Annotated in this window: 15 protein-coding genes and 2 pseudogenes; 11 read left to right on the forward strand and 6 right to left on the reverse strand. The window is 46.2% G+C overall.

What is annotated here, in order from left to right; genetic code table 11:
- Positions 1-32 precede the first annotated feature (32 nt).
- From AYY16_RS11620 to AYY16_RS11640, 5 genes are all read right to left on the reverse strand, one after another.
- Positions 33-1,100 (reverse strand): fimbrial protein, encoded by a 1,068-nt coding sequence (locus tag AYY16_RS11620; RefSeq protein WP_067366497.1) that lies wholly within the window; start codon positions 1,098-1,100, stop codon positions 33-35.
- The gene (locus AYY16_RS11625) at positions 1,100-3,640 is read right to left on the reverse strand and encodes a fimbria/pilus outer membrane usher protein (protein ID WP_067367268.1); all 2,541 of its coding nucleotides are present in this window, start codon (positions 3,638-3,640) and stop codon (positions 1,100-1,102) included. Before AYY16_RS11625 ends, AYY16_RS11620 begins: the two co-directional genes overlap by 1 nt.
- Before the next feature lie 12 nt (positions 3,641-3,652).
- Positions 3,653-4,366: a fimbrial biogenesis chaperone gene (locus AYY16_RS11630; RefSeq protein ID WP_223861217.1), complete on the reverse strand. Its 714-nt coding sequence runs from the start codon at positions 4,364-4,366 to the stop codon at positions 3,653-3,655.
- Between the two features lie 35 nt (positions 4,367-4,401).
- Positions 4,402-4,953, reverse strand: a complete 552-nt coding sequence (locus tag AYY16_RS11635; protein ID WP_067366500.1) for a fimbrial protein — start codon at positions 4,951-4,953, stop codon at positions 4,402-4,404.
- Between the two features lie 705 nt (positions 4,954-5,658).
- Positions 5,659-5,841 (reverse strand): hypothetical protein, encoded by a 183-nt coding sequence (locus tag AYY16_RS11640; protein ID WP_067366504.1) that lies wholly within the window; start codon positions 5,839-5,841, stop codon positions 5,659-5,661.
- A 117-nt stretch (positions 5,842-5,958) separates the two neighbouring features.
- On the opposite strand from AYY16_RS11640, the gene AYY16_RS11645 reads away from it, so the two are divergent.
- Complete coding sequence (locus tag AYY16_RS11645) at positions 5,959-6,414, forward strand: regulatory protein RecX (RefSeq protein WP_067366507.1); 456 nt, start codon at positions 5,959-5,961, stop codon at positions 6,412-6,414.
- A gap of 188 nt (positions 6,415-6,602) precedes the next feature.
- Positions 6,603-7,880: an APC family permease gene (locus AYY16_RS11650; RefSeq protein ID WP_067366510.1), complete on the forward strand. Its 1,278-nt coding sequence runs from the start codon at positions 6,603-6,605 to the stop codon at positions 7,878-7,880.
- A gap of 107 nt (positions 7,881-7,987) precedes the next feature.
- On the opposite strand, the gene pgtP is transcribed toward AYY16_RS11650, so the two are convergent.
- The gene (gene pgtP / locus AYY16_RS11655) at positions 7,988-9,382 is read right to left on the reverse strand and encodes a phosphoglycerate transporter PgtP (protein WP_067366513.1); all 1,395 of its coding nucleotides are present in this window, start codon (positions 9,380-9,382) and stop codon (positions 7,988-7,990) included.
- 529 nt (positions 9,383-9,911) lie between these two features.
- Here pgtP and AYY16_RS11660 point away from each other — a divergent pair.
- From AYY16_RS11660 to AYY16_RS11695, 9 genes and pseudogenes are all read left to right on the forward strand, one after another.
- Positions 9,912-11,171: an ABC transporter substrate-binding protein gene (locus AYY16_RS11660; protein ID WP_067366516.1), complete on the forward strand. Its 1,260-nt coding sequence runs from the start codon at positions 9,912-9,914 to the stop codon at positions 11,169-11,171.
- Complete coding sequence (gene pgtB, locus AYY16_RS11665; RefSeq protein WP_067366519.1) at positions 11,168-13,177, forward strand: two-component system sensor histidine kinase PgtB; 2,010 nt, start codon at positions 11,168-11,170, stop codon at positions 13,175-13,177. Before AYY16_RS11660 ends, pgtB begins: the two co-directional genes overlap by 4 nt.
- Positions 13,170-14,421, forward strand: a pseudogene (gene pgtA / locus AYY16_RS11670) (two-component system response regulator PgtA). The gene pgtB and the pseudogene pgtA overlap by 8 nt, the downstream one beginning before the upstream one ends.
- 404 nt (positions 14,422-14,825) lie before the next feature.
- On the forward strand, positions 14,826-15,980 hold the full coding sequence (locus tag AYY16_RS11675) for a porin (RefSeq protein WP_067366522.1): 1,155 nt from the start codon (positions 14,826-14,828) through the stop codon (positions 15,978-15,980).
- A gap of 1,883 nt (positions 15,981-17,863) precedes the next feature.
- Positions 17,864-18,409, forward strand: a complete 546-nt coding sequence (locus AYY16_RS11680; RefSeq protein ID WP_067366525.1) for a fimbrial protein — start codon at positions 17,864-17,866, stop codon at positions 18,407-18,409.
- A 125-nt stretch (positions 18,410-18,534) separates the two neighbouring features.
- The gene (locus AYY16_RS11685) at positions 18,535-19,215 is read left to right on the forward strand and encodes a fimbrial biogenesis chaperone (protein ID WP_067366527.1); all 681 of its coding nucleotides are present in this window, start codon (positions 18,535-18,537) and stop codon (positions 19,213-19,215) included.
- A 202-nt stretch (positions 19,216-19,417) separates the two neighbouring features.
- Positions 19,418-21,522: pseudogene (locus AYY16_RS11690) on the forward strand (fimbria/pilus outer membrane usher protein); the annotation flags it as partial.
- Positions 21,523-21,582: 60 nt separating this feature from the next.
- Positions 21,583-21,852 (forward strand): FimD/PapC C-terminal domain-containing protein, encoded by a 270-nt coding sequence (locus tag AYY16_RS19790; protein ID WP_235846303.1) that lies wholly within the window; start codon positions 21,583-21,585, stop codon positions 21,850-21,852.
- 22 nt (positions 21,853-21,874) lie between these two features.
- Positions 21,875-22,927: a fimbrial protein gene (locus tag AYY16_RS11695; protein WP_067366530.1), complete on the forward strand. Its 1,053-nt coding sequence runs from the start codon at positions 21,875-21,877 to the stop codon at positions 22,925-22,927.
- Positions 22,928-22,965 lie beyond the last annotated feature (38 nt).

Raw genomic sequence — 22,965 nt, forward strand, 5'->3', positions numbered from 1 at the left:
TTTTTTATGTCGTTCTGTATCAGTGTTCATTATTAGTAATATTCGAAATTCAGGATAGCGGTGGTGTTAATCCGCCCCGCACTGAGCTTTGCCGCATCATAAACATAGTAATACGCCCAGAGATTCAACCCGTTATTCACTTCAATAAATGTATTTTTTCCCCACTCAAACAGATAGGAATCTGACCGGACCTGCCTGCCCGGCGGGTTGATAATGACAGCACTGTTATTATTCATATCAGCATGGCGTCCGATACGGATCCCCACCCCTTTTGCCGCACCGGGGCGCATATCCGTTAATGTTTTCATATCCTGCTGATACACCTGATTGCTGGCCAGGTAAGCTTTCACCGGGCGGCTGGTGCGACCATTCAGGCGATCGCGGCAGGAGATATCCAGATGAAAGCGGGTCATGCCACCGGTTGTATCACGTTGCAGGCGGGCACGATCCACCTGCGGCAACTCAACCAATAAGTCTGCATTATCAAAGGAGCAGGTTGTTTCGCGTGGCTGATAGGTTACATCCAGCGGTTGCAGAAACAGATCTTCATTATGTTCCGGCCAGTGTCCGCTTAACAGGTAACTGAGGATATCCAGCCCGAGACGGATAAAAAACTGAATCAAACCAATGCGGGATGTATCTGCCGCGATAACCGCCCCGTCAAACCGGTATTGATTGCCGGAGACAGTCACATCGCTGCGGGAGCCCTGAGGCAGTACCCGCGCACTGAGTGTGAAACGCGCCTGAACGCGGTCAGCCGGGTAGGGTTTTCTGTTGTAATCAAATTTCAGGGTATTGCCGGGCTGAAGGTCAATCACTCTGAATTCAACCGGGTAACGCCCGTTCTGAAAGCCGACAACCAGAGAGCGTTTTTGCAGATAAGAGGCGTTGACCACACTATTATTGTAAGCAGTACAGCTGAATTCGCCGCTGTAACGGGTGTTGAAATAGAGTGTGGTTTCCGTCTGCCGGTAGAAGGTTTCGGACAGATCCACAGACAGCGGCGGTGCCTGTTTATTACCGGTATTTGAACATTCCGCCTGCGCATAGCTGGTCAGCAGCATCAGAAGAGCGGCGAAAAAGTAACATTTTCTGAGCATCAGGGGATATCGCCTTGTTCAGTACAGAGAAGAGGTGAGGTTTGCGGCGTTGCGGTGAGTGTGACCCGGCAAAATCCGCTGTCGTTATCTGTCAGCCGGACATCAATGTATGCCGGGCGTGTTTCGCTTCTTATATATATGAGGCTGTTCTGCCCGACATAACCGATGCTGTTATGCTGCCCGTCAGTCACTTCTGTTCCGAACGGTAATGGTTTTCCGTTATGACGGACAGCGCGCAGATAAAACTCCTGCCGGGCATCCGTTTTGAAATTGATAAGTGTCACCGCGCCTGCGTAAGGGACGATATCCTGCACATTTCCCATCAGTTCAGCCGCGTTCTCCGGTGCCTGAGAGGCATCCAGAATAATGGCATTTTTACGGTAAGCGGACAGATACGGTACCAATACCCGACCCTGCGTGTCGGTGGTGATATTGTTGTCATTATTAACGATGGCGTTTGCTGTGCCCGGTACATTGACTATCGCAAAGGTTTCTCCCGGCTGATTTGCCGTGAGTACACCGCCGGACCAGGCAACCAGACTGCCGGTTGCACCGGCACCAAGCTGGCGGTACTGCCCTGATTCACTGTAAGACGCATTCAGTGTTACCGGTGCGGTGCGGTAAGCTGCACTGGTGCTGATGGTTGTGCCGGTAACGGGCTGATGTGCCATATTTACATTATAGTTCAGTGAGTTACTCTTACCCGCCGCACCGCTCAGTCCGATATTACTGTTCCGGTAGCGCCCCTGTTCAGTCATGCTGTTGGCGGTCAGATACACTTTGTTGCCGGACAGCGTGAACGGCACTGAGAGCGTCAGGTTCACCCTGGTTTCTTCATTATTATTGTGATTATTATCTGAAGTGCTGTTATTGCTCCGGTTATAACTGACCCGCCCGGCACTGATTGTGTAATTGATATCCTGCCAGTTATTGGCGTAGCCGGTCTGGTATTCACGGGTGCTGCCTTGTCCGCCCCAGTAATCACGCAGTGTTCCGGCGAGATAGACGGAACCGTAATCCCCCCCGAGGCGCTGATTGATATTGACATTAAATGTACTGCGCTGACGAAAGCTGCGATCGTCTGCCGGTAATTCACCGGCGCTGTCCTGCCGGTTAAGCTGATTCTGATATTGCACGGCATCCGATAAACTGAAATAACCGCTGGTGGAATAACGGTAAGCCGCGAGAGAAAAATTAGTATTGGTCTGATGAATAAACCGGCTGTACGCCATTTTGTAGCTCTGTCCGCGAAAACGCGGAGAGGGGGAAGAGAACCGGGCATCAGAGTGAGTGACATCCACAGACAACGCACCCACAGGCAGATTAAATCCGCTGCCGAGCAAAAATGCCTGATAATTTTCTGCCGCGATCACACCACCGTAACCGGTGAGGGTATTGTTGATGCCATATTGCAGATTCAGTTGTGCAAAGCCCGGATGATAAGGATTATCTGTCAGCTGCACTTCACCGGCATTCAGTTCATATTTGAACAGACCTTCTTTTAACATATTCGGCACGGCGGAGAACGGCACTAAAAAGTGATTGATCTGTCCGTCGGCTTCATTAACTTCCACCTGTAAATCGCCCCCGGAGCCGGTCGGCAGCAGGGTATCAACCACAAAGGGACCCGGTGGCACACTTTGCTGCCAGATCAACTGGTTATCCTGATAGATTTTAACCAGCGCATTGGTTTGTGCCACGCCGCGCACAACCGGAGAGAAGCCCTGCCACGCATCGGGATACATGCGGATATCTGTTTTCAGCCCCGCGCCGCGAAAGCGGACAGACTCAAACAGTTCATTGGAGGTATAGCTGTCACCTGCCCGCAGGTCAGATTTTATCGACGGGAATCCCCGTTGCAGATAGCGGGTATTGGTATCCCACTGAGCGCCCTGGTCGCAGGTGTAGGTCAGAGAGGATTGATCCCGAAATTGCCAACCCGCCAGGTTCAGCCCGCTGTTAAGCGTCAGATACGCATTATCGTTATCGCTGCCGTCATTTTTTGTGGTCGCATGATAATAATTGGCGTTATAACTCACTATTGCGGCATTGACCCCCTGATCCCATAACGCCGGGTCCACATACCCTTTGAGCACGGTATCAAGCATGGCCTGCGGAACATTCAGTGCCAGCTGAAACTGACCGATATTCAGCGTATAGCTGCCGGGTGGCACCAGGGTATCCAGTGCAACATAGCCATCTTCATCCGGCTGTGCCGGGATTTCTGTCTTACGCAGCCCCAGCCTGGCGATATCATCCTGCGCAATAAAGACAGACTGTCCGCTCTGACTCAGCATCAGCGGAAAGCGACCTTTCCATTCACCATTGACACTTATCTCAATGGTATATTGCCCGTCAGGGAATGTATCGTCCCGGTCAAACCGCGATAAATCCGCTTTTGCAGAGTCGCCGTAAAGAAAATTGGTATTAAATCCGGCGGTCTGTGCAGGCGTGCTGAACAGCAGCGGTACAAGAGAGAGCAGGCGTATCTGTGCTGATACTTTCTGAGGGGAAATATCCCGGATGATATGGCGCAGCATCAGCACAGATAATCAGTTCAGTGAGAGCGGATAGGTGTTGATAGCACCGAAATCATCGATCAACGTCAGTGTATACCGGTTACCGGTCTGCAAACCTGTTACCCCTGAGAGGGTAAGCTGCGAATAAGGTGCGATCATGCTGCCTTCTTCCGCGAGTGCGCGACCACCGGCCGTTTCTTTCAGGGCCAGAATATTAATGTAATACGGAGATTCATTTTTCAGGACATACTGCTGCCGGTCACGGAGAAAATTAAGCCGTGTATGTGCAATATCAGCATTAAGCGTCAGCCCGGACGGACGGTAAAACAGTTTGATACGCGAACGGATAGCAATCTGCATCATATTTTTATCCGCACTGTTTTCCGGCAGTGGCGGAATATCCAGTAAATTCAGATAAAACAGAGATTCCCTATCCGTTGGCAACTGAACCGGTGTCATTTTTACACGCAGTTGCTGACCATTTTTGCCGTCAATTTTTACCACCGGCGGCGTCAGGATAAAGGGAACATTTGCTGTTTCCGGAGTGGAGTCAGCATTACCATCATCAATCCATGCCTGAACCAGCGCCTGTTGTGTCCCGGTATTAAATAACTGAACCGACACTTCTTTACTTCCCTGCGGATAAATAATCCGGGTGGAATTAATAATGACGTTTGCACGACTGACAAATGTCAAAGTTAATAATAACAATGTAAAAATACATTTTTTCATAATGGCTGTTTTCAAAAGTCAGACCCCTTGATTAAGAGGTCTGAAAAGCATCAGAAATAAGAGAGGTTGTAGGTCAGCATGGTATTGATTTTACCCGGCTGAGCGGCTTCGCTGCCTACTTTATAATATTGAGCATAAAACTGAACAATACCGTTATCTGCTGCAATTTTAGTGTCGTACTGTGTATTTAAATTAACGAGTTGGCTGTCTTTTTGTGTAACTAATGCAATTCCCACATTTTTAGGATTACCTTTTTCATCCGTTTCCTGGTTGAGCAGATAATTACCGTTATTCGCAATCATATTGGTTGATGCGAAATTAATGTGCAGTGTTTTGCTGTCTTTATCACTTGCGTTACAGTCTGATAATTCAATGGAAAATGCTTTTTTCCCTTCCTCTATCACACCGGGACGGGTAATTTGGCCTACGGTGATAGGGTCTAATAATACTGACATATTCGTATTGCCATTATTAATAGTACAGGTCGCATCCGTGATAAAACCAGTAAAGTTGATTGAGCCACCTGATGCTGTGGTTGCGGCGAACGCAGTGCCTGCGACAAAAACAAAAGAAAGAGACGCGGCAAAAGCGAATTTTTTTATTCATTATCCTCTCCGGGAATGGAATATATAATAAACTCCTTTGAAAAAATATTTTTTCGAAGAATTTATTTTTAGTAATAGCTATGTATACCGATTTAAAAAAATAAATCAGTCAGGTTTATTTAGTTAGTAGAATTAATAAGAAGAAATTCTCCCGGGGAATATTTTATTGCCCGTAAAGGAGAGATGGGTTCTTATACATCAGAATGGAAAGCGTAACTAAAGCGGAACTAATTATATAGTCATGAAATGATTAATTGAAGTATTTTTCTGATTTATGGCTTAAAAGGTAATAATTGTCTGCAATATTCATATATGGATGAATTATTTTGGAGTTATATTCCAAAGTTTTATGTTAAGGCGGGGCTATACGTTGATTGTTGTTAATTTTTTTTAAATACTTTCTTACTTAATGTTAAATTCAATAATATTTAATATTACTGTTTCTTTATAGTTATTGGTGGTGATAATTAAGAATAATTATCAATACGTTTTTTTAAACATATAAAATCAACAACTAAGCGATTTACTGTGTCTAATTATCGGCACCGTGACAGAAAACTTTACTATTTTTCAATTTTATTTTAAGTCTGTACTTATCGCCATCAGAATAGGCTGATAACGAATGATACTATTTAGGAAGGGATTATTTCAGATACTGCCGGATAGTCCTGCTGACCATCCGGACAGAAAACACGGGGATAGTCAGCCGATATTTTGCTTATGGAAAGTCAGGCGTTCTTCAAAATAGGCTTTGAGATGAGCTGCCAGTCCGTGAATTTTTTCATCCAGCTGGTGCACCAGAAATTCATCACTGTTCATATTATCCATCCGCTGCATCGCGAGATTATCGACATACATTTTTTCTTCGGGTGTAAGGTTTGTCATGGTTTTGTCTCTCTGTATCGGAGGTCTGCCGGCAAGCTGGTTCGCCGGAGTATCAGTAATAATGGTATTATAAAGATATGTTAGCACGATTTTAACGGATAACACGCAGGAGTCATTATGGATGAAAAACAACTTTATCAGTATGCGGTATGGCTGCTGGGACGGCGTGAGTATGCCGGTGCTGAACTGTCACGGAAACTGAAACGAAAAATTACAGAAAAACAGGAAACATCGCCGACAGATGAAACCGTTCTGCCCCGGGTTATGGTTCGTCTGACAGAATCTCAGTATCTGGATGATTCGCGTAGTATTTCTCTTTTCTTTCAGGCGGGTGTCCGGAAATTGCACGGCCCGGTGCGTGTCCGCCAGGAACTGCGGCAGAAAGGGTTTTCCGGTGAGCTGATCGACTCGGTTTTTACAACACAGGCGGTGGATTGGTTTGAGCAGGCACAACAGGCAAAAATAAAGAAATTCGGTGAGTCCGTTCCGGCGGATTATAAAGAAAAGCAAAAACAGATGCGTTATCTGCTTTACCGCGGATTTACCTCAGATCAGATTTACGAATTATATTGAATAGCGTTGGGTGTATAAGGAAACATAAATCCGGCTGATGTCTGAATTCAATCCGGAAACCGGCGGTAAATAGCCCTGCTGTTCAGAAAAAAGACATAATCGGTTACGTGTCATTACCTATAATAATGATAAATGGTGTTTTTATGTTCACCCGTAATCGCGGCTATATGCCGGACAGGTATCTTCCCATGAAATCTGTGTCATCTGAAAAATCGTTAACATTATTGCAGGTAGTTGCATTAGGAATAGGGGCAATGGTCGGGGCGGGGATCTTTGCCCTGCTGGGGCAAACTGCGCTTATCATGCAATCCGCGACATGGCTGGCATTTTCCTGCGGGGGCGTTATTGCCTTGTTCGCCGGGTATGCTTATGCCAGGCTGACCGCCCGTTATCCCTCGCAAGGCGGGATCATTGATTTCTTCCGTTTATCATTACCCTCCGCCCTGACTATCGCGCTCTCATTATTGTATCTGGTGACGCTTATCCTGACGATAGCAATGGTTGCGCGGGCGTTTGGCGCATATGCGGTTCAGCTTTTTCATCAGGGGAGCGGGCATCCTCTGCTACCGGAGATGTATACGGCTTTTGTCATTATTGCTGTCGGGTTGCTCAATATTGTCAGCAGTCATGCGGTTGGCAAAATTGAAGTGCTGCTGGTGGGGATTAAGCTGACTATCATTATAGTGCTGATAATCACGGGGCTGATTACGATGGATACCAGCAAACTGGAAATACATACGTTTTCCGGTGATGCGCTGTTTTCTGCTGTCGGACTGACCTTTTTTGCCTATGCGGGATTTGGCATGATGGCGAATGCCTCAGACAAAGTGGCAGAGCCAGAACGGGTGATGCCGAAAGCCTTTATGATAGCTATTCTATTTACCATTGTGCTCTATATCAGTTTGTCTCTGGTGCTACTCGGTAATTTGTCTCCCGCCGTTTTGGCCCGCTATGCAGACACTGCGGTGGCGCAGGTGGCTTACCCGATTTTCGGGCAGACCGGATTTACCATTGTGGCAATCGGTGCGTTGCTGGCAACAGCTTCTGCGATTAATGCGACCTGTTTTTCCGCGTTTAATATCACGGACAGCATGAGTCATTCGGGATTACTGCCCCGCTCCTGGGGGAAAGTGATGTGCGGGCAGGGGACCCGCAGTAATATCCTGATGATTCTGATTACACTGGTATTCGCGCTGACGCTCAATCTCAGTGACCTGGCGAATGTTGCCAGTTTTACCTTTCTTCTATGTTATCTGATGGTTCTGGTGGTTGCATGGCGGCTCAGCCGGATTATCCGTGCCTCAAAAGTCATTATTGGCTTGGGTATCATTGTGATCCTGGCGGTATTAGCGGGGTTTGTGGTGACATTGTTTAGCCAGGGAATTATTGCTGTCAGTATTATTGCTGGCGCACTGATTGTCTGTCTGGCGATTGGCTGTCAGCGGCGGCGGAGTCTGGCTGAGTAACCGGATCCCTCTGCAAACAAGGCAATAAAAAACCCCCGGAACCAGTCCGGGGGTTTGCTTATTTTCCTGATGTCAGCACATGAGTGCTAAAAAAGTACAGAGTGAAATTAGTTTGTCGCAGCAGATTTATTATCTGTTGCTTCGTCTGACAGTATTTTTTGACGGTTACGTTCCAGCTCCAGCGCACCGAAGTGAGAGAGAACACAGAAGATGATACAGCAGACGATCCCGCCTAACAGCAGGTAGAATCCGCCGTGCCAGCCCATACGGTCAACAATGAAACCGAACAGAGTCGTCCCCAGGGTAGCACCCAGAATGTAACTCATGAAACCACGCAGACCAACCGCAGAACCTACCGCAAAGCTTGGTACGATTTCCATTGTCTGAACTGATGCCAGGAACTGAGGGACATAAATCAGGCAACCAACAATGGCGGCGAAGAAGGTTACCATCGCCAGTGACTGGCTCTGCCAGTAACCAATCAGGCAGAAGAAAATCAGTGTCATACATACGATCGCCAGCGGCATTCTGCGGCCTTTGAACAGTTTGTCTGTCAGCCAGCCTGCCAGCAGCGTTGACGGAATCGCTGCCCATTCGAAGAACAGGAACGCGACACCCATCTGATCTTTGGTAAAGTGTTTTTCGGTCAGCAGGTAAATCGGCAGCCAACTGATGATCCCGAAACGGACCATGTAAACGAAAACATCAACAAAAGAGATATACCAGGCATTTTTGTTTTTCAGTACATAGGTACAGAAAATCTGGAATGCGGTCATATTTTCCGGAGACTGCTCTTTCTGAGAGGCAGTTAAGATGATTTTCTCTTCAGGCATCATCTCAGCAAGAGACGGCAGACCTTCCTGTGCAGGCGATCCTTTACCCAGGAACAGAACGACAGCCGCAAAAACAACTGCGATAACAGCCGGAACAGCATAACTCGCAGCCTGCCAGTGCTCTGTACCGAGGACGGCAAAAGCGGCACCTACGATAGGGGCGACAATACCGCCACCGACGTTATGGGAGATATTCCAGAACGCCCCGATACGACCACGCTCGCGGCGCGGGAACCAGTTTGCAATGGTAATAAAAGAAGGACCGACACCCATACCCTGGAATAAACCGTTCAGCGCAACGAAGCCGACGAATAGCCAGAAAGCGCTGCTGAAACCCATACCGAGGTTAACAACGGCACAGAGAATAAGACCAAAGGCCATAAAGGCTTTAGGGCTGGCTTTATCGGCCAGGGTACTCATAATGCCTTTACTGATGCCGTAAGTTATCAGCATACAGCTGGTTAATAACCCGATCTGCGTTGTGGTCAGATCCAGGTTTTCTTTCAGATACGGTGTGGAGAGCGTAAAGTTGTTACGAACAATATAATAAGCTAAATAGCCAAGAAATACGCTGAGCAGTGCCTGAACACGATAACGTTTGTAGGTTTCAGGTACTTTCTCAGGCGCGATTTTATTTTTTGCCATAGCAGGCTTTAAAAATGACAGCATAATTTCACCTGTAAAAATGTATTTTTAAAATAGGATTACTGTATGTAGTCGTCGTTTTTTTTTCTGACAGCGTTATCATGTTCCGCCTGAATAAATATCTCAATACAGTGGAATTGAGTCACTTTTGACGCAATAACAAAAACAAATGACATAAACTGACACAAACAGGTTTGTTTGCGTGGCTGATATGTATCATTATGAAATTTAAGAAAAATAATTAATGTATGTTGATGGGTGAAAATAAATAAATAGCCTTTATATTGAACTGTAAGGCTTTTATACTTATTTTGTCGTCCGGGGTATTTGTTGCTATTATTATTTCCTGCAATGTTATCGTCTATTTCCGGTGATGCTCTGATCTTTTACATACATTTCTATTCCCTTTTGTTATTTCCCTGAATACCTGCGGCGCGAATGTCGGTAAACAAACGGGTAAAATTTGCCCCAAACGGGCTTTTACGACAAACTGAAGAAAATATCATTTTTTTGATGTGAGTCACATCCGGTGAACAAATACAGAAGTCTGCTTATGTCACGAATCCGAATCTGCCGTTTAGCGGCATCTCTTATTACTGTAATGGCTGCGCTGATCCTGAGCTTGCCTGCGGCGGCAAAACAGGATGAACTGGTGATTGCCACCACGCTCTCCCCGGAAGCGACTGCCCATATTATCAGCAGTTGGCAGCAGCAGCCGGGTGCGGTTCGTGTCCGGACAATCAACCGCACCAGTGCGGCACTTGAGCGTCTGCTGGATACACCGGCACTGGAAAATGTCGATCTGGTGGTGACGTCGTCGCCGATGCTGTTACAGCATTTACAGGAGCATGACCGTCTGGCTGAATTACCGGGACTGCCGGATATTTCCCTGAGGCTGGTGCCGTTGCGTCTGAGAGATAATGTGGCGGCGGTGGCATTTTCCGGTTACGGCGTACTGGTTAACAAGCGGCGGATGGCAGAGAACAATCTGCCGGTGCCTGCATCCTGGGATGCGCTGGCAGACAGCCGTTATCAGGGATTACTGCTGATGAGCAGCCCGTCGCGCTCTGATACCTATCATCTGATGGTTGAATCACTGTTGCAGCAGCGGGGCTGGGATGAAGGCTGGCGTCTGCTGCTGAATATCTCGGGTAATTTTGCCACTATTTCCTCACGCAGTTTCGGGGTGGCAGATAAAATAAAAGCCGGACTGGGCGGCGCGGCACCGATTATTGATAACTATGCCTGGTTGTTGCTGAGTGACCCGGAGCTGGCATTTAATTATTTACCGGACTCTGCAACCTCCCCGACGTTTGTGGCAATTGTCAGCCACAGCCTGAATAAAGAGAATGCCCGCGCATTTATCCGCTTCCTGCTCAGTGAGCAGGGGCAGTTAGTTCTGGCGGACAGCAATACCGGAAAATACCCCGTCACACCTCTGCCGGCGGATAATCCCAGAGAGCCGGAGCAGCGCCGTTTGCTGAATTCCCCGCAGCCGATGGATGAAAACCTTGTACTGAAGCGCCAGCGCATGGTGCAGCAACTCTTTGATACCGCGATTACATTCCGCTTAACGGAATCGAAAGATGCCTGGCGTGCGCTTTATACAGCAGAAGCCCGCGTTAAGCGCCCGCTGCCGCATGTCCGCGCATTACTCACCGCAATGCCGGTTTCCGCACAGGACAGTGTGGATCCGGTGTATTACACGCGTTTTGAAGACAACCGGAAAGCAGAAGAAGAATATATCCGCTGGCAGCGGTTTTTTCAGGAGCAGCAGCGTAAAGCCATTGCTGAGCTGGAAAAAGTCCGATGAAACAACGAATTGCTCACTATATCGGTCGTTTCAGTATAAGCGGAATACTGCGTGCGGCCTTTGTTGTCGGGACATTGATGACGCTGATCGTCAGTTGTGTCAGCCTCTACGCCTGGCAGGCACAAAACAGGCAAATCCGTTATGAATTAGGGGATTATTTTCCGCGCATTCAGGCTTCGTTTCTGATTGAAGGTCAGCTGAACGGGATAGTGGATGAACTGAACGAGTTCCTGAAAGCACCGGATACCGTCGCCCGTTTGCAGTTGCGTAACCGGATCACCACCCATCTGGCGCAGATTGACACTATTAACCAGAAGCTGACCGGGCAGGATCAGGCGCAGATAACCGCCATTGTGCAACAAGGAAAAATATTACTGCAACGCCTTGATAATTCACTTTATACCTTGTTTTTGGCACGGGAGAATGTCAATACACTGTCTGCAAGGATAGCCTGGCTGCATGATGATTTTAATACCGAGCTGAGTTCGCTCTCACAGGATATCAGCTGGCAACAGGGGTCGCTGCTGGATCAGATAGAGCAGGACCCGTCGCGGGCGACCGCGTTGCAGGGCAGCCTGCGTAAAGTTCAGGGGGAATTACAGCTTATCTACACTCTGGCGCGTCTGGAAGGGCAGATAATGGATGACCTTACCGGGCGGCTGCGTGATGAACAAAACGACAGCAGCACCAACAGCAATCATGATCCGAGCAGTTATGTCCGCTACCTCAACTATCTGAAGTCCGGCGTACAGGCGAATGAAACGGCGCAGGATATGTATCCGAGCACAGTGACATTACGCCAGACTATTGATGAACTGCTGGATATCGGTTTGTCTGACAGCAAAATGCCGGGCGTTCTGAACAATTACCGGACCGCGCGGGCAGAACTGGCGGCGGCAACGACGGAAAAAGATCGCATTCTTGAGCGGTTTCGCACTCAGTTGGATGTCCAGCTTGATAACAGCCACAGTCAGTTGCAGACACTCAATCATCATCTGTCCAATATCATGAGCTACAGCGGAACCATCATTATTATTACGGCGCTGCTGGCATTATTGCTGGCGGTACTGTTTAACCACTATTTTATCCGTTCGCGGTTGGTAAAGCGTTTTACTGCACTGAATAAGGCGGTCGCACGGATCGGACACGGTGATTTTACAGCAGAAATACCGGTCGACGGGCGGGATGAAATTGCCCGCGTCGCCACACTGCTGCGCCAGACCCTTAATCAGATTAACCGGCAGAAAATTCAGCTGGAACAAGAAATTACTGACAGAAAAGGCATTGAGGATAACCTGCGGGCGACACAAAATGAGCTTATCCAGACTGCTAAACTCGCGGTTGTCGGACAGACAATGACCACGCTGGCGCATGAAATTAATCAGCCGCTGAATGCCTTATCGATGCACCTTTATATGGCAAAACGGGCGCTGGCAGCCGACGAAAATAATACAACCGCTGTTAATGCACTGAGTAAATCCACTCAATTGGTCACGAGGATAGACGGGATAATCCGTTCCCTGCGCCAGTTTGCCCGGCGGCGGGATGACGGTGCTCAGCTTCAGCCGATTGATTTACATCAGAGTATTCAGGATGCCTGGGATATTCTGGCATTACAGAATAAGATGCGGGATGTGACATTGCATCAGCCGGACAGGCTGCCGCTGGTGCAGGGGGATGCTATCGGCATCCAGCAGGTTTTGGTCAATCTGCTGGCGAATGCGTTGGATGCCTCACCGGCGGCGGCAGATATCACCATTGATTACACAGAGTCCGGTGATGATATCACCCTCTTTATCAGTGACAATGGCTGCGGCTGGCCTCTGGCGCTGGCTGATTCCCTGATGAAACCGTTCACTACCAGTAAAGAAATCGGTCTGGGGATCGGGCTGTCTGTCAGCAGTTCTATTATGCAGCAGTTAGGGGGCGGGCTGCGCATTGCCTCCACGCTGACCCGTAACGGATGTGTGATTCTGAGTTTTAAAAAGGTAACTGAACATGCTTGATGACCATTACGATGTTTTATTAATTGATGATGACACGGATGTCCTGGAAGCGTATTGCCTGCTGTTGGAACAGGCAGGATATCGTGTGTATGCCTGTCATGATCCGCTGGTGGCAAAAGATCTGGTTCACCGCGACTGGTGCGGCATCGTACTGAGTGATGTTTGTATGCCGGGTTGCTCGGGAATGGATCTGATGGCGCTTTTCCTGGAAAAAGATAAATATCTGCCGGTTTTGCTGATCACCGGTCATGGTGATGTGCCGATGGCAGTTGAAGCTGTGAAGCAGGGCGCCTGGGACTTTTTACAAAAACCGGTGGATCCGGAACATCTGCTTGATCTGGTGGACAAAGCACTGGCTGCGCGTAAACAGAGGGTTATCCAGCGGCGCTGGAGCAGTGAACAACTGACACTGAATTTTGTCGGGCAAAGCGAATGGACTGAGCATGTCCGCCGGCAGCTTCAGGGATTATCAGAAACACACGCAGGCGTTTTTCTGCATGGTGAGCTGGGCAGCGGGCGCACTTACCTTGCCCGTTATCTGCATCAGATAAGTAATAACAAACGCTCTCCGCTGGTTATCAAAACACTGTTTAATGATGAAGAGGACATTCCGCTGGATGCCTGGCTGGATGAAGTGGCAGACGGCACATTGGTTATTAAGAATATTGACCTGATGCCGCTGAATCAGCAGCGCTGGCTGGTGCAGCATATTCGTCAGGAGCAGCGGACGTTCCGTCTGGCCGGTATCTCTGATACTCCGCTTATCATGCTGACCAAGCAGCAAAAAATTATTGCCGAGCTCTATTATTGTTTCTCCATGACTCAGATTGCCTGTCTGCCGCTGGCACAGCGTAAAGCGGATATCGCACCGTTGTTTCATCACTATCTTGAGCAGGCCTGTCAGCGGCTGAACCTCCCGTCACCGACGCTTGCGGAGCCTCTGATAAAAAAAACTGACCCGCCGTCACTGGCCGGGGAATGTCAGTGAGCTGGCTAATGCCGCAGAGCTGTATGCTGTCGGGATTATGCCGATGGGAGATACAGCTAATCCGTTGCTGCCGTCCGTTGTTCCGACAGCACTGGATCAGCGCGTGGAAAGCTATGAGCGGCAGATTATTACGGAAGCGCTGAATATTCATCAGGGCCGGATTAATGATGTTTCAGAATATCTGCAAATTCCGCGTAAAAAACTCTATTTGCGGATGCGAAAATATGGTCTGGATAAGCATCATTACCGCATATAATATTAGCGCTTCTTACTAATTCACAGGTGGTTTTTCCGGTTTCTGTTAATGGAATGGAAACCGGTTTCTTTATTTAACCATGGATTTTTTTATTAAATAATTTGAATGATTTATTCAATATATTTAAAATACTATTTTTATAATACTTAATCTCCTATCACTATCCGGTTAATTGGAATTAGCTATTTGTGCGACATCTGGTCTTGTTTTTAACTAAAAATGCGGTAGTTCTGAAACTATTTGTAATATTTATCATGCAATAAATGCGTTTTTTGACATATCTTGCTATCAGAGTAGCCCCGGGGCTGTTTAAGTGTTGTAATATGCGTTATCAGGGTGAATAATCTAAAAGATTTTATATCAATAAAGTCAGAGAGTAGTGGTTAATATAATAGGAATATAAAATGAAAAAGACATTATTAGCTGTATTAGTCCCGCTGGTTGCATTAAGCGGCGCTGCAAGCGCGGCAGAAGTTTATAACAAAGACGGCAATAAACTGGACCTGTACGGTAAAGTCGATGTTCGTCACTTATTCAGTGACAATGACAATAACGGTAATGCCGGCAGCCAGGACGGTGATGACTCCCGTTTCCGTATCGGTATCAAAGGTGAGACTCAAATCACTGACCAATTAACCGGTTTCGGTCGTTTCGAAAACGAAATTAAAACTAACGGCACTGAAGGCGAAAACGACAATAAAGTACGTTTAGCTTATGCAGGTCTGAAATTTGCTGAGTTCGGTTCACTGGACTACGGCCGTAACTACGGTGTTATTTATGACACCAACGCATGGACCGATGTTCTGCCAATCTTTGGTAACGATACCATGACGCAGACTGACGTTTACATGACAGGTCGTGCAGCAAACCTGCTGACTTACCGTAATACTGATTTCTTCGGTTACGTTGATGGTCTGAGCTTCGCATTACAGTATCAGGGTGCGAACGACGATAACTCTATCGCAAACCGTGGCGAACATGACAAAATTAATGATACCTACAGCTACGATAACACCGCTAATGGCGACGGTTTCGGTTTCTCCACAGCTTATGACATCGGCTGGGGCGTAAGCGTTGGTGGTGCATACTCAAGTTCTGCACGCCCACAGGGTCAGAAAGATAACCTGGCAAGTGGCGCGCTGGGCGACCGTGCAGAAGCATGGAACGTCGGTGCTAAATTTGACGCTGACAACCTGTACCTGGCAGCAGTTTACGGCGAAACCCGTAACATGACTCACTATGGTAACAACGACAGCGACGCGGCTTTAACTGCAAACAAAACTCAGAACATCGAGTTAGTGGCTCAGTATCAGTTCGACTTCGGTCTGCGTCCATCCATCGCTTACCTGCAATCTAAGGGTAAGAGCCTGAACAGTGGTTTCGGCGACGACCAGGACCTGGTTAAATATGTTGATTTAGGCGCGTACTACTATTTCAACAAAAACATGTCAGCGCTGATCGACTATAAAATTAACCTGTTAGACGAAAGCGACTTCACCCGCAGCGCCGGTATCAATACCGACAACGTGGTTGGCTTAGGTTTAGTTTACCAGTTCTGATTTTGTTTTAAGACAGAATTCAGACAGTATTCAGATAGTGAAAAAGGAGGCGAAAGCCTCCTTTTTTATATCTTAATAACCTGAAATAATGAATATTGAAAACGGGTTATTTTTCGCGGGTATTATATGGTTTTCTTCAGAGGGTAAAAAAGGAGGCGGCTGCCTCCTTTTTTGGCTTCTTGCTTGTAATTTGAATCGACACAGACAAATCACCAATAAGAATTTGTTCGAACACCATTATAATAGCTGATGTAGAAATAAAAGATTTAACGTTTCATGTGATTTACCTGTTTTATTTCATTTTTTTTTAGTGCGAAAAACTATTTTTTGTCAAAATGTAATATGAAGAAAATAATTGTTTTAATAAGTATTTTTGTCTTGATGTTTTCAAGTGACAAGTTAAGCTTTTTAATGAATTGTAAGGTGTTTACGAAAGCCGGTTCGGCAGGGACCGGGGCTGAACAGTGTACGACACGCTGCTTTCCTGTTTGACCGCTTCCGCATATCTGAATCACCTCTTTTACATTGTCTGCAATCCGTGGCTCAGGAGAACGCAGTTACGCCATTTCTCAGCCCGGCAGCCGGAGCGGGATCGTTAATGTCGCGTATGTGGTTGCTTGACCCTGTAAATAACTTTGCGTCTGATTATCCCAAACGACTGTCACTCCCCATCATTTCATCCCGGGATTACCATAAGCAGCAGTTGCGTGATGGCATCATCATGCGCAGATTGTTGTCAGTCATCATTTTTTTCTGTCCGTTTTTCTATTTCCCTGTCCGTATAAATGAATAAATCCCGGAAAATTTATGCTCATGCAATACCGTGTTAGCCGGAAAGCCTGTGAATTTCCTTAAAATCGGATCTTAAACGGAAATAAAACAGTTACATTTAGGTGTCATGAAATGATTAGTTCAGTTGCTCATTGTGCGTGGTCAGGATGTCTCATCAGTAAAACAATGCAAAATTTTTAATGAGTTAACTGGTTTCATCTATATGATAATATTGATTATTATTTTATTTTTATAAAGTAAGCACAATAGTTGTATTTTTATTAATAAATATAATTTATTTTTCCACTTATGATCTCCCGTTTTTTACGGGTAATTTATTGTTTAATAACAGCATGATATGCAATCTTATTGACTTACTTTTGTTTTTTTTACATATTGACATACTATTCGTTAAGTAATGAAATAATGTAACGTACTGATTTAATTGTTTTTTTATAAATATAATATCGCTTTGATATTAAGTTAATTTGTTTACGTGTTTTTTAATTTATTGAAATTAAAGCAATTAATTATGTATGTATTATGTTATTTTTTTTCTTTGTAGGAATGTGAGGTGTTTTTTACGTTTTATTTTGTTACATTCATGACTTTGTGGAGTTATATTTAAAGAAATGACTTTTTTTTCATTATATTAAATCTTAATTAATTATCATAATATGGGTTTTTAAGAATATAAAACTGCTATCCGTGTTTTGAGTAAAATGCTGATTAATGTAACCCGTTGATTTATAAGTGTATGGATTTTGTCATTAAGGGAGTAACAATTACAAAAAAAAGATATTTTCCAAAATCCGGTTAATTGACAGTTAACAGAGTCAAACCGATAATAGTTGCCATCAGGACATGAACGACATTAATAACAAACGTTATATTACCGGATAAATAAACAAAAATTATCTCAGGTAAAAATGTCGCCTGAATAATATTAATAATGTTTTTTCAAGTAATATATGAAAATGGTTTATTAATGGTTTAGGTTCATATTTATATATGATACATATATCAGTGTATTAAATTTATCAGCCCCATTTTGAATAATGACATCATAAAAAGATGTTATTTACGGGCGAAACTCACTTTAAGGCTTAATTATGAAACTCAATAATATCTTACTGGCATCATCTGTTATTACTGCGCTGTCTTTATCTTCATTTGCTAATGCGGGTCCGTTAAGTGATACCGCAAATATTAAATTCAGCGGTTCTTTTCAGGATGAAACCTGTGCTATTACAGTGGATGGATATGATGCAGAAAAAGCAACAGCGAATGTCTTATTAGGAAGCCATAAAGGTTCTGATTTAGCGGCTGTTTCTTCTGTAACGCCGGCGGTTAAGTTTTCTATGAATTTTGCAGCATGTGGCGGTATTTCTGTTGCACAGGTTAAATTTGTCGGCGGACAAAGCACTGCGGGTATTTTCGATGTAGCAGATAAGAATAAATCTGTTGTTGGTATCGGATTAAGTAAAACAGCCGATGGTACCGATTATTTCCAGACCGGCGCTGTTGTTGACCGTGTCGATATTAAAGATGGTTCAGCGATGAAGGATTATTTTGCCCGTTTCGTGAAACTCTCTGATGAAGAAATTGAAGAAGGCAATACCAGTGCAACTGTTCAGGTTGATGTGACCTACGGCTGATATACCCTTATTCATTCAAACTACAGGTTCGTTGGCTGAATCTTGAATGACGTTGGGTATACACCACCTAAGATGAGGGGGCTAATCACCATTAGCCTCATCCTTTCTCTCATAAGGCGAAGACAATGCGTAAATTATTTCCTGTTTTACTGACGGCTATGTTCTCATTTATTTCAGTGTCATCTCACGCAGGCGTAACACTGAGCGGTACCCGTATGGTGTATGACGGCAAACAAAAAGAATCTTCTGTCACAGTGAATAACCCGGATAAAACACCGTATCTGATTCAGTCATGGATTACGGATGCCGGTAAAGAGCAGGCAGCTCCGGAGTTTGTTATCACGCCGCCGTTATTTCGCCTCGATGGTGAGAAAAAAAATGCATTGCGGGTTGTGCTGACGAAAGACACATTAGCGCAGGATCGCGAAACACTGTATTGGTTAAATGTAAAAGCCATTCCGGCATCTGATCCCAATGCCAAAGATTCATTATTAATTTCAATTAACAGCCGGATTAAACTGTTTTACCGTCCTGCGGGATTAAAGGATTCAGATGCAGAAAGTGCCTATAAAGAGGTTACATTTTCTGTTCAGGGTAATCAGCTGACAGCAAAAAACCCAACGCCTTTTTATATTAATCTGGCAGAGCTTAAAATCGGAAATAAAGAGATTGAAGATGCCGGTGTTATTGCCCCTTTCAGTACTGAAAACTGGACATTATCCGGTCATGCAACATCGGGCACTGTAACCTGGAAAGCAATTAATGATTTCGGCGGAAAAACCGAATCAAAAAATGCGGCACTATAAATACAGTATTACCCCGGATAAATAAAAACATTAACCATACCACTACGTTATCCATTAATTAAGTCAGATTGAAATAAATAAAATGAAAAAACAATTAATGACATTACCGGAAAATAAAATACGGATGGGTAGCGTGCCGGGTAAAACACGGTTTTTATTAAATCCGGTTGCCCGCTTTATTACCGTAACTATTGCGGTACTGATGAGCACAACACACTTCGCACAGGCCGATGATTATTTTAATCCGGCGGCATTAAATAATATCAATGACGAGAATGTCGCTGATCTTGTCAACCTGGAGCAGTTCTCTCAGTCAGGAACACAATTGCCGGGTGATTATTACGTTACAGTTGTGGTGAATAATCAAAATATGGGTAGTGCCACGGTTCGCTTTATTCAGAATGAAAAAACGCAGGCATTAGTGCCGGTTGTGACGAAAGCAATGTTAAAAGAGTGGGGCATAAAAACAGATGCTCTGCCCGCATTTAAAGAATTATCCGATGATGAAGAGATTTCGGACACGGATGCCCGTATTCCTCAGTCACAGGCGCATTTTGTCTTTGAGCAGCAGCGCTTAAACCTGAGCATTCCACAGGCGGCGATGAGTCAGGAAGCCCGCGGGTTTACCGATGAATCACAGTGGGATCAGGGCTTACCGGCATTTTTGCTCAATTATACTGTTAATGGTGCGAAAACCTGGTATTCCCGTAGTAACAAATCGCAGGAAAACCAGTTTGTCAGCCTGCAAAGCGGCGTCAATCTTGGTGCATGGCGTGTCCGTAATTTCTCGACATACAGCCGTAACGGCGGAGAGAGTAACTGGTCGAATGTGAAAAACTATGTTGAGCGCAATGTTCAGTCTCTGCATTCCCGCCTGACCCTGGGTGATACGGCAACATCCGGTGATGTGTTCGAATCTGTTCCTTTCCGGGGAGTACGGATGTCATCTGATGATGCGATGCTGCCTGCCGGTCAGCGTGGTTTTGCCCCGGTTGTCCGTGGTATTGCGCAGAGCAGCGCGCAGGTTACTATTCGTCAGAATGGCTACGTTATTTATCAGACCTATGTGGCTCCCGGTCCGTTTGAAATTGCAGATCTGTACCCGTCTTCATACAGCGGTAATCTGGATGTGACAATTGAAGAAGAAGATGGCCGTGAGCGTACATTTGTGGTGCCGTTCTCTTCATTAGCCATGATGCAGCGTGAGGGCAGCCTGAAATATTCCCTGAACCTCGGTGAGTACCGTACCGGCACGGAAAATACCAAAGAGCCGCTCTTTTTTGAAGGCTCCGCTGCATACGGTATGCCGCTCAACACCACATTGTACGGCGGCACAATTTATTCGTCTGATTATCAGGCGTATTCTCTGGGCGCCGGTCTGAATTTAGGTCGCTTCGGTGCATTATCTGTCGATGCGATTCACGCTGTCACCACACAGACTGCGCGTGATGAAAAAGAAAAAGGGCAGTCATACCGCTTTCAGTACTCGAAAAGTATGATGCAAACCGGCACAACGCTGGCGCTGGCAGGATATCGCTACTCAACGCAAGGGTATTACGACTTTGCAGAGGCGAATGAAAATAATGGATTAAGTGCCCGTTATAACAAACGCACCCGTATTCAGGCCGATGTCAGTCAGTCCCTGGGTGATACAGCCGGCAGCCTGTATTTCTCTGCATACCAACAGAACTTCTGGGGGCAGGACGGGGAAGAGCGTACGGTTAACACCGGTTACAGCAATTCATTCCGCCGGGTGAATTACAGCGTTGCATACACCTATACAGATACCCCGGCAACGGATAAAGCGGACCATCAGTTTGCCGTGAATATCAGTATCCCGTTGGGTGGCAGCAATAATTATTCGCTTATCAGCAGTATGACGACGTCCCGCGATGGCGGAACTACTGCGATGGCAGGTTTCAGCGGCAGCGCACTTGAAAATAATGCACTGAGCTATTCGGTTCAGCAGGGCTATGACTTCCGTCAGCACAATAACAGCGGAAATGCCGGGCTCTCTTACCGTGGTGAAAAAGGTTTTATGAATGCCGGTTATAACTACGGAGACAACAGTCAGCGGGTTAATTACGGCGTGCAGGGGGGCGTAGTGGTTCATCCATACGGCGTGACACTCTCTCAGCCGCTGGGTGAAACCATTGCTCTGGTCCGGGCGCCGGCGCTGCGGGTGTTATCGTTCAGAACAAAAATGGCGTAAAAACAGATTCCCGTGGCTATGCCGTTATTCCTTCAGTGACTGCCTATACAAAGAATGATGTTGCATTAAATATTAACGGGATGGATGAGAATGTTGAACTGATGAACAACAGTACAACGGTTGTCCCGACACGCGGTGCGGTTGTATTAGCAGATATGCAGACCCGCATCGGCTCACGTCTTCTGCTGAAACTGACCCGTCAGGGAAATGCATTACCTTTCGGCGCAATAGCCTCAGATGCAGACAGTGATAATAGTGGGATTGTGGATGAAAACGGTGTTGTTTACCTCAGTGGTATGCCGGACAGCGGCAAGGTCAATGTGAAATGGGGCTCGCGTCCCGATGAGCAATGCACCGCAGATTACGCGCTGACCGCCGGGCAGTCAGAGCAGATTGTTAAGCAGGTCACGGCGCAGTGCCGGTAATTTTGAAACAGGAAAACAACAGATGAAAACAGTGAAAAACAACAGAACAATCAACCTGATGATTATCGCCGTGATGATGCAGGGAATGACCGCGGGGGCTTATGCCGCAGGACGCTCTGTTTCTCTGGATCTGGGATCACATACCTTTGAAGCAGGTGAGGTGGGTGATTTACAGAACCGTTTTCTGACCGATTGGGCAGAAGGCGGGACCGATACCAATATCTGTACAACTGACGGGCAGTATCAGAAACCGATTCAGGCCAGATTTAAGCGGGCTGATAATGCCGGAACAATCGCTGATCCGGTAACCGGTAAAACGCACACCATTCAGAAAACAAACATTGATGGTATCGGGCTGATCGCTTTTACCGATGCCGCGTATGGTGCGGGTAACCGCAGCAGCCGGACAAATTCCCCGGTAAGCAGTACCTGGACCGATATCAGTAGCCCGCAAAGTGGCGCAGAAGCAAAAGAGGGCTCACTGACCCGCTGGGGTTACCGGCTGGTGACTATTCCGGGAAAAGCAAAGCCCGGTACATACAATCTGAATCGTGATTTTAGTGAAGTTGCTGTTGCCTGTAACGGATCTCAGGGAACAGATACCGGTACTGTTCAGTTATCAGGCAAGGTCACTGTCCGTGCACCAACCTGCAAATTTCCTGATATCCGCGGAAGTATTGATATAAATATGAAATCGTTTGACTGGGCTGAAGTGGATAAAATGGCCTATAGGGAAACCTTTGGTGCGTCGGATGTAACCTGGAAGGTGCACTGTGATTCTCAGGCTATGCCAAAAGTGATGTTTACGGATAGGAACAATCCGGGCAGCTGGAGCGAGTATATTACGCTGACAAACCCGTCGGCACCAACAACCGCACAGGGTATCGGTTATCAGGTCGGGCTACATGGCAGTTCCCGCGGTTATTCGATGGGCACATTTTATGATATTGCTAACTCAGTCTCTGATAGTGGTAACTATTTTATGGTATTAGCCTTCCGGTATATAAAGGTAGCAGACAAAGTCAGGCCGGGTGAAGCGAATGCCATCCTTGATATGACAGTCACTTACCAGTGAAGAACAACAGAGTGCTAATGATGATAAAAAAAAACACG

Origin of the sequence: Morganella psychrotolerans, assembly GCF_001676155.1 — a bacterium.
GTDB lineage: Bacteria > Pseudomonadota > Gammaproteobacteria > Enterobacterales > Enterobacteriaceae > Morganella > Morganella psychrotolerans.

What these genes read in the sequence shown, in the direction of transcription:
- pgtB (WP_067366519.1), top strand. Translation starts at nt 11,168, where the DNA reads ATGAAACAACGAATTGCTCACTATATCGGTCGTTTCAGTATAAGCGGA.
- AYY16_RS11680 (WP_067366525.1), top strand. Translation starts at nt 17,864, where the DNA reads ATGAAACTCAATAATATCTTACTGGCATCATCTGTTATTACTGCGCTG.
- AYY16_RS11620 (WP_067366497.1), bottom strand. Translation starts at nt 1,100, where the DNA reads ATGCTCAGAAAATGTTACTTTTTCGCCGCTCTTCTGATGCTGCTGACC.
- AYY16_RS11675 (WP_067366522.1), top strand. Translation starts at nt 14,826, where the DNA reads ATGAAAAAGACATTATTAGCTGTATTAGTCCCGCTGGTTGCATTAAGC.
- AYY16_RS11650 (WP_067366510.1), top strand. Translation starts at nt 6,603, where the DNA reads ATGAAATCTGTGTCATCTGAAAAATCGTTAACATTATTGCAGGTAGTT.
- AYY16_RS11625 (WP_067367268.1), bottom strand. Translation starts at nt 3,640, where the DNA reads ATGCTGCGCCATATCATCCGGGATATTTCCCCTCAGAAAGTATCAGCA.
- AYY16_RS11645 (WP_067366507.1), top strand. Translation starts at nt 5,959, where the DNA reads ATGGATGAAAAACAACTTTATCAGTATGCGGTATGGCTGCTGGGACGG.
- AYY16_RS11685 (WP_067366527.1), top strand. Translation starts at nt 18,535, where the DNA reads ATGCGTAAATTATTTCCTGTTTTACTGACGGCTATGTTCTCATTTATT.
- pgtP (WP_067366513.1), bottom strand. Translation starts at nt 9,382, where the DNA reads ATGCTGTCATTTTTAAAGCCTGCTATGGCAAAAAATAAAATCGCGCCT.
- AYY16_RS11695 (WP_067366530.1), top strand. Translation starts at nt 21,875, where the DNA reads ATGAAAACAGTGAAAAACAACAGAACAATCAACCTGATGATTATCGCC.
- AYY16_RS11640 (WP_067366504.1), bottom strand. Translation starts at nt 5,841, where the DNA reads ATGACAAACCTTACACCCGAAGAAAAAATGTATGTCGATAATCTCGCG.
- AYY16_RS19790 (WP_235846303.1), top strand. Translation starts at nt 21,583, where the DNA reads ATGCAGACCCGCATCGGCTCACGTCTTCTGCTGAAACTGACCCGTCAG.
- AYY16_RS11660 (WP_067366516.1), top strand. Translation starts at nt 9,912, where the DNA reads ATGTCACGAATCCGAATCTGCCGTTTAGCGGCATCTCTTATTACTGTA.